The following is a 13,404-nucleotide window of genomic DNA, read 5'->3' on the forward strand; positions in this document are numbered from 1 at the left end:
CAACACCATGATCATTTCCGTCCTGGAACGTCGTTACGAGATCGGGCTGCGCCGCTCCATGGGCGCCACCCGCGGCCAGATCCGCCTCCAGTTCGTCACCGAGTCCCTCCTGCTGTCCGGCCTCGGCGGCCTGGCCGGCATCGTCCTGGGCTCGGCCGCCACCTACGCCTTCGCGGCCTCCGGCGGTATGCCCTGGGTGGTGCCGCTGTGGGCGGTCGGCGGCGGCTTCGGCGCGACCCTGGTGATCGGCACGGTGGCCGGCCTCTACCCGGCGGTACGGGCCGCGCGGCTGTCCCCGACCCTCGCGCTGCAAGCGGTGTAGGTGGCGCGGGCCGCCCGGACGGCCCAAGCCCGGCTGCGAGTGCGGCCGCGACCGATCGTTTCGGGGGGCCCGGACCCCCCGAAACGACTCGAAACCAAAGGCCATACGAGTTGCTTCCGGAACACCGCCTCTCCTCCTGCCGCATCCGGCCCCACCGGCGTGCTTACGATCCACTCCGGCCTCCGGTCGGAAGGGTGGAAGGGAACGCCACATGAGAGCCGTAGCAGTCAGCGCATTCGGTGAACAGCCGCAGCTCATGGATCTGCCACAGCCCGAGCCAGGGCCGGGCGAGGTCTTGGTGCGGCTGGCCGCCGCCGGACTCAACCCGGTCGACTGGAAGCTCGCCGACGGCACGTTCGGCAGCGCCGTGCCGGCCGTCTTCCCGCTGGTCATGGGGACGGACGGGGCCGGTGAGGTGCTCGCGGTCGGGACCGGTGTGCGGCGGTTCACCGTCGGGGACGCGGTGTTCGGCCAGTTCCAGCGGCCGGAACGGGGCGGCGGCTCGTACTGCGAGATGGCCGTCGCCGATGAGCAGGCGATCGCCCCGGCCGCCCGCAGCGTCACCTACGCGACGTCCGCCGCCGTGCCGACGGCCGGGATGACGGCGTACAACCTGGTCGAGGAGACCCGGGTCAGCGAGGGCCGCCGGGTGCTGATCGTCGGGGCCACCGGCGGCGTCGGCACCTTCGCCACCCAACTGGCCGCCGGCCGCGGCGCCGAGGTGCTGGCCACCGCCCGCCCGGCCATGGCCGAGCTGATGCGGAATCTGGGCGCCGCCGAAACCATCGACCACACCGCGGGCCCGATCGTGGACCAGGTCCTGGCGGGGTACCCGGACGGCGTCGACGTGCTGATCGACATGACCAGCGGCCCCGAGGAGTTCGGCGCACTGACCCGGACCGTACGGGACGGCGGCACGGCCGTCTCGCTGATCGGCTCGGCCGATGCGGACGCGCTCACCGAGCAGAATCTGCGCGGCTTCAACTTCGTCAACCGCCCCTCGCCCCAGCTTCTGGAAATCCTCGCCGGCCAGGTCGACGCGGGCCGCCTGACCGTCCTCGTCGGCCGCGAGGTCCCCCTGGAAGAGGCTCCGGAGGCCCTCGCGGCAAGCCGCACCGGGCGGGCGCAGGGCAAGACGGTCGTCGCGATCTGAGCCCCCGTACCGGAATCCGGAACCCCGAACCGGCCGCCCGCCTCCCTGGCGGGCGGCCGTGCCTTCGCCCTCGCCGCCCCGAAAACCACTGGCCGCGTCCTGCCTCCACCCGGCACGCTGCCCCGATGCCCCGCCCGCCACGTCAGCCCCGTCGTCCGCCGTCGTCCCCCCGCCAGGACCCCGCCCGCCGGATACGCGCCGACCACGACACCCACACCCTCGTCGTCTACCAGGCCTACGCACCCGCCGTCGCCGACGCCGCCCTCCGGGCCGGCCGCTTCGTGCCGCCCTTCTCCTTCCGCCGCATGACGTGGATCAAGCCGTCGTTCCGCTGGCTGATGCACCGCAGCAACTGGGCCCGCAAGCCTGGCCAGCAGCGGATCCTGGCCGTCCGGATCACCCGGACCGGCTGGGAAGAGGCCCTCTCCCGAGCGGTGTTGACGACCGCCGACCCGGCCGCCGTCGCCGACGCCCCCGTCCACGTCCAATGGGACCCCGAACGCTCCCTGCGCGGCGCGCCGCTGAATCACTACAGCATCCAGGTAGGCATCGGCCGCGACCTGATCCGCACCTACGCCGAGGAGTGGGTGGTCGGCCTCACCGACCTGACCGACCGCGTCCACAGGATCGCCACGCTGATACAGGGCGGCCGCGCCGCGCAGGCCCAACGGCTGCTGCCCCCGGAACGGCCGTACGAGGTCCCCCGCCCGATCGCCACCCGGTTGGGGATCGACGGCTGAGTCGTCTCAGAGGGCGTCCTGCGGCCCCTCCTCGCGCCAGAGCTCCAACGTCGGATCCCGCCGCGAGTCGTACGCCCCGGTCCCCCGGCAGTGCTTGCACTCCCCCGACCGGTGCACCGTCTCCACCGGCCCCCGGAACGAGTCCACGCCGGAGACGTAGGCCAGGGCCCGGGGGGTGTATCCGGTGCCTTGGCACCACTGGCAGGTCATGCCGACAGCCTAGACGTCACCCGCCAGTGAGCCGCCCGCCCCGGCTCTCCGCGATCCGCAGCGCATCGCCGAGCGAGCCGGTGAGACACCTCGACGGGTGCCACAACTCCTCACCGGTCGGCCGGTCTTGGCCAAGCATTGCTCTGCTGTGGTCAAGCGACGGCTCCGTCAGGGTGATCGCCCTCGCGCATCGCATCGTTGAGGATCAGTTCGGTCATCCTCAGCAGGCGGCGGAAGTCGGTGAACGCCTTGCGAAAGGCCCGGTCCCGGCCCAGGCGGGCAACCGAGGTGCGCAGCTCCGGCAGCAGGGCGTGGAGCAGGGCCTCGTGGTCGGGGGCGGCGGTGCCGCCGTTGTCGAGGTACGTCGAGACGTAGCCGGCCACCAGCAGATCCAGGTAGGCCAGATCGCCCTTGTCGGCGGCGGGGACGTCGGGGAAAGGGCCGCCGTGCGCGGTCCAGAGGAGGCCGACCTCGCGGAACATCACCTGGTGTCCCTCCGGGCCGGGCCACCTCCAGCCGAGGGGGTGGAGGAGTGCCGCCGCGGACGGGGTCCGCTGATGGTGCTGCCGCTTCTCCGCGCGGCGCAGGTCGGCGAAGGCCCGCATCTCGGCGAGCCACGTGGCGCGGCTCAGCTCCAGCTTGTCGAGGGCGCGCAGCAGGGCTCGTTCGTCGTTGCGCAGGTTGCCCGCGGTCGACAGGTAGGACCAGGTCGGGTGGAAGCCGATGGGGCAGTAGGCGCCTACCGCGCGTATCAAGGCCCGGCGGCGGCGCATCCGGGGAAGATCGCGGTCACGGACCTGCCGCGCGTGGGGAGCGAAGCTCACGTAGCGATCATCTCGTGCGGGTCGGCCTCCAGGGCGGCCGTGTACGCGACGGGCTCACGCCTGCGAGGCCCCGGTGGTGCACAGGCGCCGCACGGCCCGGACGGTCGGCGGACCCACCGCCGCAAGCGCGGCCGTCGCCAGGGCGAGGCCGATGACGAGCCAGACGCCGTCGCGCAGCGAACCGGTGAGCGTATCCGCGTACGCGGAGGCGGCCGCCCGGGGGACGACGGCGGGCAGCCCCTTCAGCGCGTGGGCGCGCAGCAGTGCGAGGGCCGCCGCGAGCAGGGCGGCCGTGGCGGCGCAGCCCGCCCCCGCGCAGATCAGCGCGCGTCGTCGGCGCCGCGACAGCAGCAGGCCGGCCAGCAGGCAGAGCGCGGCGGCCGACGGGAGCAGGGGCGCGGCGGTGCGGATGGCGCGGTAGGCGAGGCGGGCGCGCGGGACGTCGGGGGAGCGCAGCAGGACGACCTCGGCGCCCATGCGCGGGATGCGGTGGGCGATGTCGATGCCCAGGCCGTTGCCGGCGAGCTGGTGCCGGACGCGGTCGAGGATGGGGGTGAGGTCGAGGGTCACCGGGGCGTCGCCGGAGGCGGTGAGGCTGCCGTCCAGCGCCTGGTGGGCGGTGCGGTGGACGCCGGTCCAGACCGCGGGGAAGGAGCGGCCGGTGACGACCTGCCGGACTTGCTTGTCGACGAATTCGCGGAGGCCGCGAGTGAAGCGCTTGAGCAGGGCGCCCCGTTCGGCGCGGGGGATGGCCTTCAGGAGGCCGTTGAGGCGGATATGGGCCATCACCCCGTTGGTGACGTCGTGGACGATGGCGTCCTGGACGGCGCGGTTCGCGGCGAGCGGGGCGACGGTGGCCACGTACCGGTCGGTGTCGGTCAGTTCGCTGCGCGCCCATACGGTGGCCAGGCTCAGCGGCAGGAGCAGCGTTCCGATGAGCAGCAGCGCGCATGCGGCCGACGCGCGGCCGGGCTGCCGCCCGGGCCGCTCGGGCAGGCGTTCCGCCTCCGTCACCCGGCCGCGGAGGCGTACGGGTGCGCTTGCTGACATCGCGTCCGGTCCTTCCTGGTGGGAGGGACTGTGGCCAGACCTTCAGGTCTTCAGACCTCCAGGCAAGACCGGCTGGGCGGGGGGCGCGAGCCGGGGCGGTGCCAACGGGTGAGCGGGGTACCCCGGATGGGCCTCGGCCAAGACCGGACCCCGTACCCGTGACCAGAGCCGTACCCATAGCCTTACGTCATGTCAGTCAATATCGATCTTGAGCTGACCGTCACCGAGCTGGCCGGCCCGGAGCAGGCGGAACGGATACTGAGCGCCCTTGAGGAAGTGATGGAGGACGAGGGGTTGACCCACTCGGTCGGCCTCGGGCTGGACGAGGAGGAAGGCCAGCTCCAGGTCCTGGGCGGCACCGAGTACCCATTGATCATCAGCGGCCTCGGCCGCTGGCAGCCGGAGTTCGAGAGCCGGGTCCACCAGGCGGTGGAGAAGGTGGCGCCCGCCGCGAAGGTGATCATCAGGTGGGACTACCCGGACGACGAGGTTTAGAGGGCGATCGGGCGGCGGCCGGCCGGCGAGTGCCGGCCGTACCTCCACTACCCGTCGTACTACCGGTTCCCCGGCTGGCCGGAGCCGACCTCCCTGGGGCCGGCGGTCTCGTGCCGCGACATCGACGTCGGGCGTCTGCACGCCGAGGCCAGGGCGCTGCTCGCGGCGGTGGCACGGCCGGTTACGGCCGCGGAAAGCACTCCGTGAAGTACACGGCGTGCTGGCTGCGGAGCTCCACCCGGGCCCACGACTCGTCCGTGAAGCCGAATTCGAAGGTGTCGGCGTCGATGTCGGTACGGTGCCGGACCCAGGCCACCTGGCCGGCCGGCACGCTCCAGCCCGCCTCGGCATGGCCGAGTTCGCCCCGGCGCCGGCCCCGCTGCACATAGCTGACGTGCAGCGACCGCTCGGTGAGCTGCAGCACCGGCAGCGCGTCGGTGGTCGGGACGCGGGGCCACAGCGCGGCGGCCAGCCGGCCCGCCAGGCTGTCCCAGCCGCCCTTGAGCGGCTTGCCCTTTCTGCGCCGGCCCCCGAAGAGATCCGGGATCGGCTCGAAGAGGGCGTCGAGGAGCCAGAAGATGCTCCAGAACTTCCGCTTGGTGCCTTCCCAGCGGTCGCCCGGGAGCCGGTGGCCGACCAGGACGCGAGGACGGTTCCACCGCCACGGCTTCGGCAACTTCCGCCCGGGAGAAGCGACTTCGCTCTGCACGAGCCGCTCACCGGCCGGCAGCGCCGTCGCCGCGCGCTCCCTCGCCTCCTTGTACGGCACCTTCCCCCAGGCGACCCGAAGACTCATCCGAAGACCTCCCGTACCGGCTTCGACCGCGGCGCGGCCTCCGCCAGGCGCTCATCGAAACTCTTGGGGTCGGGCCGGTCGGCGTACTGCTTCTGCTGCTCGGTCTGCGGGGGCGCGGAGCTCGGGTCCTGGTGCTCGACGTCCCAGGTCTTGTCGCCGAGATGGACCGCCTTCAGGCCGGTGGCGTCGTTGAGCGCGCCCTCGGCCTTGTTGGCCGCGTTGTGGACCTTCTCGCCGACGTCGACGCCGGTGTGGTGCTCGATCACGCTGTTCGCCAGAGGACCCGCGTCGAGGATCGCACCCCCCGCCTTGGCGCCCGCAGCCCGCTTGACGACCTGCTTGACGCCCGTCTTCAGCTTCTTGCGGGCGTTCTTGTTCCGCCACAGCGCCTTGGCCTTGATACGCGCCCGCCGCAGCTTTTGCAGCGCCCGCATCCGGTCGGCGAGATCCTTGAGCTTGTCCGCCAGCTTGGCGGTGATGCGTACGGCCTTCATCGCGCGGTGCGTGGCCCCCGCGGCGCCGATGAGCGGTCCGATCGCGGCGCCGACACCCGCGGTCAGGATCGCGACGATCGCCGCCGTCGCCGCGGCGACCAGCAGCGCCTCGACGATCTCGGTGATCAGCTCGATCATCGTGTTCTCGGCCTCGGTGCACGACTCCGCGGCCATCTCGAGGAGTTCGGCGACCGTGATCATGTCCTCGGCCTCGCCCTTGAGGGCCTTCTCGAACTCGGTCATGGTCCCACCGAAGGCCTCGGAGGCCTCTCCGGTCCACGAACTCTGCAGCGTCCGGCGCTCGGCCTGCAGATCCTCGACGACACCCTGCATGTCGCGGGCGGCGGCCCGCCACTCCCGGGCGGTCTCGATCAGCTTCTCGTTGTCGCCGCTGACCTTTTCCAGATATTCGTCGAGCCCGAGGTTCTTGATGGCACCCCGGATGACGGAGTCGAGCGCCCCGGCCAGCGGGTTGCTCCAGTCGACGTCGAACCCGATGCGCTCGAGCGCCGCGCTCATGCGTGACCACCGCCGAGGGCCTGGACCTGGTCTTCTTCGTTGTTGTCGTAGCCCTCGGCCGTCAGGCGCATCCCGTCGGCGATGGTGTTGAGTGACTCCTTGACGTCGTGGAGGTCGTTCACCGCCTCCTCGGACTGCTTGTCGTAGTCCGCCTTGAGGCTGTCGGATTCCGACAGCATGCCGAACACCCCGCTCGACAGATCCAGTTGGCCCACGCGGCTGCGGATCTTCGCCACCTGGTCCGCCGCTTGGTCCGCCGCGTTCGCATAGCGCCGTAGAGCCGTGCTCTCGACGTCGTACCCCGTGCCCATACGTCCTCCCCGTGGCCCGTACCGGCCCCATGCCCGCACCATGCCAAGTCTTTGCGGAAATGGGGCCATTGCTTTTACAGCACTGTACCCACAGTGGGTGTACGAGGGGGCAATCGGTTGTCAAAGCAATGTGGTGGTAAATGACTCACCAAGCGCGTCAAGCCCGTCTAGCTCACCAAGCCCGTCTAGCTCACCAAGCTCACCAAGCTCATCAAGCACCTCAAGCCCGTTGAGGTCACCAGGCCCGTCCGGCGCATCGAGCTCAACAGGCCTGCTGTGTCGCTAGTGGCGATGCGGGCCCGGCCGGTGGACCGGGCCGTGGGAGTCCTCGCAGTGGTCGGTGGGGTGCGGTTCGGGGCCGGGGCCGGGTCCGAGGGCCAGGACGTCGGGGGCGGCGGGCTCTTCGCCTACGTGGTCGACCTGGAGGGTGGCGTGGGTGATGCCGTACTCGGTGCTGAGGAGTTCCTGGAGGCGGCGGCGGACCTTGTGGCAGTCGCCGCCGGGGGCCACCAGGATGTGCGCGGAGAGCGCCGGCTGACCGGAGGTGATCTGCCAGATGTGCAGGTCGTGGATCTCGACGACCTCGTCGGCGGCGACCAGGTGATCGCCCAGCGCGTCCGGATCGACGCCGGCCGGTGCGGCCTCCATGAAGATCCGGCCGGACTCGCGGACCAGACCCGTACCGGCCTTCAGCATCAGCGCGACGACGACGAGCGTGGCGATCGCGTCGGCCCGCGCGAAGCCGGTGGTCAGCACGATCAGGCCGGAGACGGCGGTCGCGACGAAGCCGAACAGGTCGGTGAGGATGTGCTGGTAGGCGCCCTCGACGTTCAGGCTGGAGCGGTTGGCCCGGGAGAGGAGCCAGGTGCAGATGAGGTTGACGACGATGCCGGAGAGGGCGGTGATCAGGACCAGACCGCCGGTGACCGCGGGCGGTGAGATCAGCCGCTGGACCGCCTCGTAGCCGAGCCAGGCGGACAGCAGCAGCAGGGTGATGCCGTTGGCCTGCGCGGAGAGGATTTCGGCGCGCTTGAGGCCGTAGGTGTAGCCGCCGCGGGCGGGGCGGGCGGCCAGTCGCATCGCGATCAGGGCCAGGATGATGGAGACCGCGTCGGTGAGCATGTGCGCGGCGTCCGAGATCAGGGCCAGCGACCGGGCCAGGACGCCGATGACGACCTCGACCGCCATGTAGGCGGTGAGAAGGATGAGCGCGGCGCGCAGCCAGCGGCGATCGGCATCCGGGGAGACGCCGTGCGAGTGGCTGTGCGCATGGCCGTGTGAGGTGGCCTGCGCGGGGCTGTGGCCGTGGGCGTGCTCGGTCATGGGCGCGCTCCTTCCTGGGTCGTCCTTGCGAAGCAAACCGCACTTGGGCAAAAGATCCAAAGGCTGCACCGGTGACCGTTGTCATTACCGTCGAACGGCGTATCGTGCCTGGTCAGAGCGGTGCGGTCGGGCGCGCGGGAGATTCGGCCCGGCGCGCGGAATCGGGGCGCCGATGCCCGCCGCCCTCTTGATGAGGGAAGCCCGGAGAGACGATCTTGGTCGTACGGACGGCTCGCGATGCCGCGGTTCATGTCCCATGCATCAATAGAGGGGCGTCTTGCCCGTGAACCGAGAAGCGTCACAAGCCCCCGACATCCTGTCGCGGGAATTCGCCGGGGATCCCTACGCCGCCGATCGCGTGCTGCGCGACGACTTCCCGCTGCTGCACCACGAGGCCACCCAGAGCTACATCATCTCGCGGTACGAGGACGTCGAACGGGCCTTCAAGGAGCCGGTGTTCACCACGGAAAACTACGACTGGCAGCTGGAGCCGGTACACGGCCGGACCATCCTGCAGATGAGCGGGCGCGCGACCGCCCCCGGCGCCACTGCCCCGGCGCCACTGCCCCGGCGCCACCGCCCCGACGACCTCCCGTACGGGGCCGGTCCCTCACCCGTAGACCCAGCCCGGTGCCCCCATCGCCGGAATCGGCGTATAGGCGGGCGTGAACTCGACCGGCAGGCCGACCAGGCCGCGCATCCACAGCGACGGGTGCCACACCAGGTCCTCGGCCGGCACCGACAGCATCACGTCCGGCAGCCGGTCGAGCAGCACCTCGACCGCCGCCTTGGCGATCACTTCGGCGATCTCCGGAGCCGGGTAGGGGCAGGCGTGCTCCCCGTGGCTGAAGGACATATGGGCCTGGTTGCCGTCGGCACCGGCCTCGCTGAAGTCCGGCTGTACCTGAGGGTCGGTGTTGGCGGCGGCCAGCCCGAGGATCACCAGATCCCCGGTACGGATCCGGCGGCCGCCGAGCTGGGTGTCGCGCACCGCCCAGCGGCCGATGTAGTTCTGGGTCGGAGTGTCGTGCCAGAGCACCTCGGTGAGGGCCTGGCCGACACTGCGCCGCCCGCCCGAGAGGCTGACCGCGAACCGGTCGTCGGTCAGCATCAGCCGCAGGGTGTTGCCGATCCAGTTGGCGGTCGGCTGCTGGGCGGCGGACATCGCCACCAGCAGGTCGATGACCACTTCCTCGTCGGCGAGCCCGGCCCGGTGGGCCAGCAGCCGGGACGGCACATCGGCGCCCGGCCGGGCCCGCTTGGCCTTCACCAGCCGGGCCATCCGCGCCGCGACCCGCTGATGGGCCGCGATCGCGCCGGCGTCCTCGTTCATCGACGCGGCGATATCGGCGGCCAGTTCGGACACCTCGATGCCCGGAAAGCCGAACAGCTCGGCGACGACCAGCAGCGGCAGCCGGGCCGCGTAGTGGACCATCAGATCCGTCTCGCCGGAACCGGCGAAGGTGTCGATCAGCCCGTCCGCCAGCCGCTCGCAGATCTGCCGCAGCTCGAACTGGTCGATGGCGGTGAGCGCATCGCTGATCGCCCCGGCCCGGCGGCGGTGCTCTGCTCCTTCGGCGAACATCACCGAGGGCTGGTGGCCGACGAACGGCATCAGCGGCCAGCCCTCGGGAATCCGGTCCCAGGCATGCCAGCGCCGCGAATCCCGCGCGAACAGCTCGGGGTTGCTGGTGACCTGGTGCAGCTCGCGGTAGCCCAGGACGAACCAGCCGGGGATGCCGCCGTCCAGGAGGATCGGCGCGACCGTCCCGTACTGCGCACGCATCTCGCGGTAGAGCTTCGCGGGGTCGTCGCTGAAGCCGGTGCCGTACAGCGGTACGGCATCCGTACCGGCCCGCAGGGGGCAGCCGCCGGTCTTGGGGTGCTGCTGCTCGGTCACGGCGCGGTCTCCGCGGTCTCCTGGAGGGACAGGGCGTAGAGGTGGTCGACCAGCGCGATCAGCACCGCCTTGCTGGACTCGCGGTCCCGCGCGTCGCAGGCGATCAGCGGCACCTCCGGGGCGAGGTCGAGCGCCTCGCGCACCTGCTCCAGGCTGTGCCGGTCCCCGCCGAAGTCGTTGTGCGCGACGATGAACGGCATCCCGTGCGCCTCGAGCCGGTCGATGGCGTACCAGGAGTCGTCCAGCCGCCGGGTGTCCACCAGGACCACCGCGCCCAGCGTGCCGGAGAACAGCCGGTCCCACAGGAACCAGAAGCGTTCCTGGCCGGGTGCCCCGAACAGGTACAGCACCGCACTGTCGTTGATGCTGATCCGGCCGAAGTCGAAGGCGACGGTGGTGGTCGACTTGCCCTCCACGCCCGTGGGGTCGTCGACGCCGACGCCCGCCCGCGTCATCGTCTCCTCGGTGTTCAGCGGCCGGATCTCGCTCACCGAGCGGACCATGGTGGTCTTACCGACGCCGAAGCCGCCGACGATGACGATCTTCAGCCCGTTGTCGGCGGTGGCGCTCAGCGGGATGCGGTCGGCGTCGGTGCCGGCCGCTGCGGCCGTGGCCGCGGTCTCAGAGGGGTTCTCAGAGGCGGTGAAGTGCATCGAGCACCTCCTTCAGCAGGTCGGCGGCGGGCAGTTGGGCGGTCTCGGGGGTGCGCGGATGGCGGGCGGTGACCTGGCCGCGGTCCAGCAGGTCGGACAGCAGGATCCGGACCACGCTCACCGGCATCCGCAGCTCCGCCGAGACCTCCACGACGGCCATCGGGCGACGGCACATGGTGAGGATCCGGACATGCTCGGACTGCATGCCCGGAGCCGGATCGCATTCGCTGACGATGAGGGTCACCAGGTCGAGCGTCCGGTCGTCGGCGGACCGGCTGCGGCCGCCGGTCACGGTGTACAGCCGGTCCGGATCATCGTCAGGACCGAGCCGTTTCATGCGGGCTGCCCCGGCTTGCCGGACCCGCCCTCGCCGCGCGGGGCGGCCTGCAGATACTCGCCGATCTGCTCCACCAGCTCGTTCATGTTGAAGCCGATGAGACCGACGTCCGCGTCCTCGACGGCGATCAGCGCCAGATGGGCGCCGTTCCCCGCCTCCACGATGAACAGCAGGCCACCGTGGAACTCCGTCATCGCCTGCCGTACGCCGCCCGTACCGTCCCCGAACTCCACGGACGCGCCGTGCGACAGGCTCTGGATCCCGGAGGAGATGGCGGCCAGCTGGTCGGCCTGATCGACGGTCAGGTCCTTGGAGTGGCAGAGCTTGAGCCCGTCCCGGGAGAGGACCAGCGCATGCCGGGCACCCGGGGTCTTCTGGAGGAGGTTCTCCAGCATCCAATCAAGGCTGTGGTCGGTGGTGTTCATCGGGTCTCGTCCTCCGGACGTGCTGGAGAGGGTGCGGGGGGTGACGCGGGGGAGCCGCCGGCCGGGGTGCCCGGGGCGGGGTCGGTACGGGGGCCGTCGGCGGCGTCGGCGGCGGGCGTGCCCTGGACGGCCTCACGGAAGGCGCGGAACCGCGCCGCCGCCTCCGCACGGGAGCGGACGGGCCGCGCGGGCTCACCGGCGGCGGGCGTCCGGCCGTGCGCCGGACCCGTACCCATGGGGGCGGAGGCCAGGGTCTGGCCGCGGCGGCGCTTGGGGAGGCCGCTTTCGCCGAATTCGGTCGGCGGGGCGGGCGCGGGCTCGGCCGTCGGCTCGGCCGTCGGCTCGGGCGTCGGCTCGGGCTTTGCTTCGGGTTTCGCCTCGGGCTCGGCGTCGCCGGCCGGCTCGGCCGCGCGCCGGGGAGCGGAAGTCCGGGGGGTGCGCCTGGGGAGGGGGGCGGGGGTCTCGGACGCGGGCTCGGCCCCGGGGGCCGGCGCACTCTCGGGCCGGGGCTGTGCCGGGGGCTCCGGCTCGGCCTCGGGCGCGCGCCGGGGAGCCGGGACGGCGGCCCGCGGGGACGTCACCACCGTGTCGGCGATCGGGGGCTGTTCCACCCGCTGGGCCGGCGGCCGCGCCTCCGTCACCAACTGCTGCGGGATCAGCACCACCACTCCCGTGCCGCCACGCGCCGACGGCCGGAAGGACACATTCAGCCCGTGCTTACGCGCCAGACAGCCCACCACCGCGAGCCCCAGCCGCGTCCCCGACAGCGACATCAGATCCAGCGTGGCCGCGGACACCGACTGCTGGGCCCGCTGCAGCGCGGCCTCACCCATCACCAGCCCGCTGTCCTCGACGCTGACCACCACGCCGGCCTGCGCTTCCTCCACATACACATGCACCGGGGACAGCGGCGGCGAGAACGACGTCGCGTTGTCCATGATCTCGGCCAGCGCATGCATGATGCCCTCGGCCGCATGCCCCGCGATGGCGACATTGCTGCTGCTGTGCAGCTGGATACGGCGATAGGCGCTGATCCGGCCCATCGCCCCGCGCAGAATGCTCTCCATCGCGATCGGCTTGTTCCAGCGCCGCCCGGACCGGGCACCGGTCAGTACGGCAATGCTGTCCGCCAGCCGCCCCGCCTGCGCCGTCGTATGGTCCAGCTTCATCAGATCGCCCAGCACTTCCTCGCCGTGCCGGTCCTCCATCTCGCGCAGGTCCGCGAGCATCCCGGTGGCGAGCGCCTGCACCCGGCCCGCGGCGTTGGCACACGCGGACATCGCCGCGGCCCGCATCCGCTCACCGCGCCCGACCTCCTCGGCGAGCGTCCGCAGGATCCGCTGGTGCGCCCCGGCCGTGGGCGTGGTCGTACGGCTGAGCGCGGTGTCCACCGAGGCGCCGTCCCGCAGCTGAACGACCAGCGCGGGCAGGGCCTCATCGGCCAGCCGGTCGGCCTCCGCCCTGATGTCCCCGATCCGCGACCGGTAGTGCCGTACGAGCCGCTCCTGATACACGGCGGTCGCCACCGCGGCGCTCAGCAACACCCCGCCGGCCCCACCACCGCAGGCCACCAGCGTCCGTACGGACTGCGGTGCGAGCATCACCGCCCACACACACAGCCCCCCGGTCACCACAAGAGCGGCCGCCAGGGTGCGCAGCGCCGCTCCCAACGGCGGGCGCGCTGCCTGACGGCGGGAGGGTATCCGTGCTGACATCAAACAGGTCCTCGTGAGCGATGGCGGCTGCGGGCGGTGCGGGGCGGGGCGGGGCGGTGCGGGGCGTGCATTGTGTCGGGACGATCGGCGGGAGCGAAACCCCTGAGCGAATCGACGTGCGGTGGTGTGTACGGCTG

At 71.8% G+C, this 13,404-nt stretch carries 16 protein-coding genes and 1 pseudogene; 5 read left to right on the top strand and 12 right to left on the bottom strand.

What is annotated here, in order from left to right:
- Positions 1 to 7: 7 nt before the first annotated feature.
- The 3 genes from ACZ4S3_RS14170 (at position 8) to ACZ4S3_RS14180 (ending at position 2,215) form a co-directional block, all read left to right on the top strand.
- Positions 8 to 322 carry an ABC transporter permease gene (locus tag ACZ4S3_RS14170; RefSeq protein ID WP_467932505.1) on the top strand — a complete coding sequence of 105 codons (315 nt, stop codon included), beginning with the start codon at positions 8 to 10 and terminating at the stop codon, positions 320 to 322.
- A 211-nt stretch (positions 323 to 533) separates the two neighbouring features.
- Entirely contained in the window at positions 534 to 1,475 is a 942-nt protein-coding gene (locus tag ACZ4S3_RS14175; RefSeq protein WP_467931989.1) for an NADP-dependent oxidoreductase, read from the top strand.
- A gap of 125 nt (positions 1,476 to 1,600) precedes the next feature.
- Positions 1,601 to 2,215 carry a DUF4291 domain-containing protein gene (locus tag ACZ4S3_RS14180; RefSeq protein ID WP_467931990.1) on the top strand — a complete coding sequence of 205 codons (615 nt, stop codon included), beginning with the start codon at positions 1,601 to 1,603 and terminating at the stop codon, positions 2,213 to 2,215.
- A 6-nt stretch (positions 2,216 to 2,221) separates the two neighbouring features.
- On the opposite strand, the gene ACZ4S3_RS14185 is transcribed toward ACZ4S3_RS14180, so the two are convergent.
- The 3 genes from ACZ4S3_RS14185 to ACZ4S3_RS14195 form a co-directional block, all read right to left on the bottom strand.
- Positions 2,222 to 2,425, bottom strand: coding sequence for a hypothetical protein (locus ACZ4S3_RS14185; protein ID WP_467931991.1), 204 nt, complete (start codon positions 2,423 to 2,425; stop codon positions 2,222 to 2,224).
- 152 nt (positions 2,426 to 2,577) lie between these two features.
- Positions 2,578 to 3,249 (bottom strand): hypothetical protein, encoded by a 672-nt coding sequence (locus ACZ4S3_RS14190; protein WP_467931992.1) that lies wholly within the window; start codon positions 3,247 to 3,249, stop codon positions 2,578 to 2,580.
- Positions 3,250 to 3,303: 54 nt separating this feature from the next.
- The gene (locus ACZ4S3_RS14195; protein WP_467931993.1) at positions 3,304 to 4,299 is read right to left on the bottom strand and encodes a hypothetical protein; all 996 of its coding nucleotides are present in this window, start codon (positions 4,297 to 4,299) and stop codon (positions 3,304 to 3,306) included.
- 189 nt (positions 4,300 to 4,488) lie between these two features.
- Between ACZ4S3_RS14195 and ACZ4S3_RS14200 the strand changes: the two genes are divergently transcribed.
- A complete protein-coding gene (locus ACZ4S3_RS14200; RefSeq protein WP_467931994.1) occupies positions 4,489 to 4,794 on the top strand; it encodes a hypothetical protein in 306 nt (101 codons plus the stop codon).
- Positions 4,795 to 4,975: 181 nt separating this feature from the next.
- Here ACZ4S3_RS14200 and ACZ4S3_RS14205 read toward each other — a convergent pair whose 3' ends face one another.
- The 4 genes from ACZ4S3_RS14205 to ACZ4S3_RS14220 all read right to left on the bottom strand — a co-directional run bounded on the left by ACZ4S3_RS14205 (position 4,976) and on the right by ACZ4S3_RS14220 (position 8,237).
- Entirely contained in the window at positions 4,976 to 5,590 is a 615-nt protein-coding gene (locus ACZ4S3_RS14205; RefSeq protein WP_467931995.1) for a hypothetical protein, read from the bottom strand.
- Positions 5,587 to 6,603 carry a WXG100 family type VII secretion target gene (locus tag ACZ4S3_RS14210; protein WP_467931996.1) on the bottom strand — a complete coding sequence of 339 codons (1,017 nt, stop codon included), beginning with the start codon at positions 6,601 to 6,603 and terminating at the stop codon, positions 5,587 to 5,589. Before ACZ4S3_RS14210 ends, ACZ4S3_RS14205 begins: the two co-directional genes overlap by 4 nt.
- Positions 6,600 to 6,914 carry a DUF2563 family protein gene (locus tag ACZ4S3_RS14215; RefSeq protein ID WP_467931997.1) on the bottom strand — a complete coding sequence of 105 codons (315 nt, stop codon included), beginning with the start codon at positions 6,912 to 6,914 and terminating at the stop codon, positions 6,600 to 6,602. Before ACZ4S3_RS14215 ends, ACZ4S3_RS14210 begins: the two co-directional genes overlap by 4 nt.
- Before the next feature lie 282 nt (positions 6,915 to 7,196).
- Positions 7,197 to 8,237 carry a cation diffusion facilitator family transporter gene (locus tag ACZ4S3_RS14220; RefSeq protein WP_467931998.1) on the bottom strand — a complete coding sequence of 347 codons (1,041 nt, stop codon included), beginning with the start codon at positions 8,235 to 8,237 and terminating at the stop codon, positions 7,197 to 7,199.
- A 283-nt stretch (positions 8,238 to 8,520) separates the two neighbouring features.
- Here ACZ4S3_RS14220 and ACZ4S3_RS14225 point away from each other — a divergent pair.
- Positions 8,521 to 8,799: pseudogene (locus ACZ4S3_RS14225) on the top strand (cytochrome P450); the annotation flags it as partial.
- A gap of 48 nt (positions 8,800 to 8,847) precedes the next feature.
- Here the strand turns inward: ACZ4S3_RS14225 and ACZ4S3_RS14230 are convergent.
- From ACZ4S3_RS14230 to ACZ4S3_RS14250, 5 genes are read right to left on the bottom strand one after another with little or no spacing between them, the layout of a single operon-like run.
- On the bottom strand, positions 8,848 to 10,137 hold the full coding sequence (locus tag ACZ4S3_RS14230) for a cytochrome P450 (protein WP_467931999.1): 1,290 nt from the start codon (positions 10,135 to 10,137) through the stop codon (positions 8,848 to 8,850).
- Positions 10,134 to 10,790, bottom strand: a complete 657-nt coding sequence (locus ACZ4S3_RS14235; RefSeq protein WP_467932000.1) for a GTP-binding protein — start codon at positions 10,788 to 10,790, stop codon at positions 10,134 to 10,136. The genes ACZ4S3_RS14230 and ACZ4S3_RS14235 overlap by 4 nt, the downstream gene beginning before the upstream one ends.
- Entirely contained in the window at positions 10,771 to 11,127 is a 357-nt protein-coding gene (locus ACZ4S3_RS14240; protein ID WP_467932001.1) for a DUF742 domain-containing protein, read from the bottom strand. The genes ACZ4S3_RS14235 and ACZ4S3_RS14240 overlap by 20 nt, the downstream gene beginning before the upstream one ends.
- Entirely contained in the window at positions 11,124 to 11,552 is a 429-nt protein-coding gene (locus ACZ4S3_RS14245) for a roadblock/LC7 domain-containing protein (RefSeq protein WP_467932002.1), read from the bottom strand. The genes ACZ4S3_RS14240 and ACZ4S3_RS14245 overlap by 4 nt, the downstream gene beginning before the upstream one ends.
- Complete coding sequence (locus tag ACZ4S3_RS14250) at positions 11,549 to 13,267, bottom strand: sensor histidine kinase (protein WP_467932003.1); 1,719 nt, start codon at positions 13,265 to 13,267, stop codon at positions 11,549 to 11,551. The genes ACZ4S3_RS14245 and ACZ4S3_RS14250 overlap by 4 nt, the downstream gene beginning before the upstream one ends.
- Positions 13,268 to 13,404 lie beyond the last annotated feature (137 nt).

The sequence above is a fragment of the Streptomyces sp. NPDC028368 genome (genome assembly GCF_055565615.1).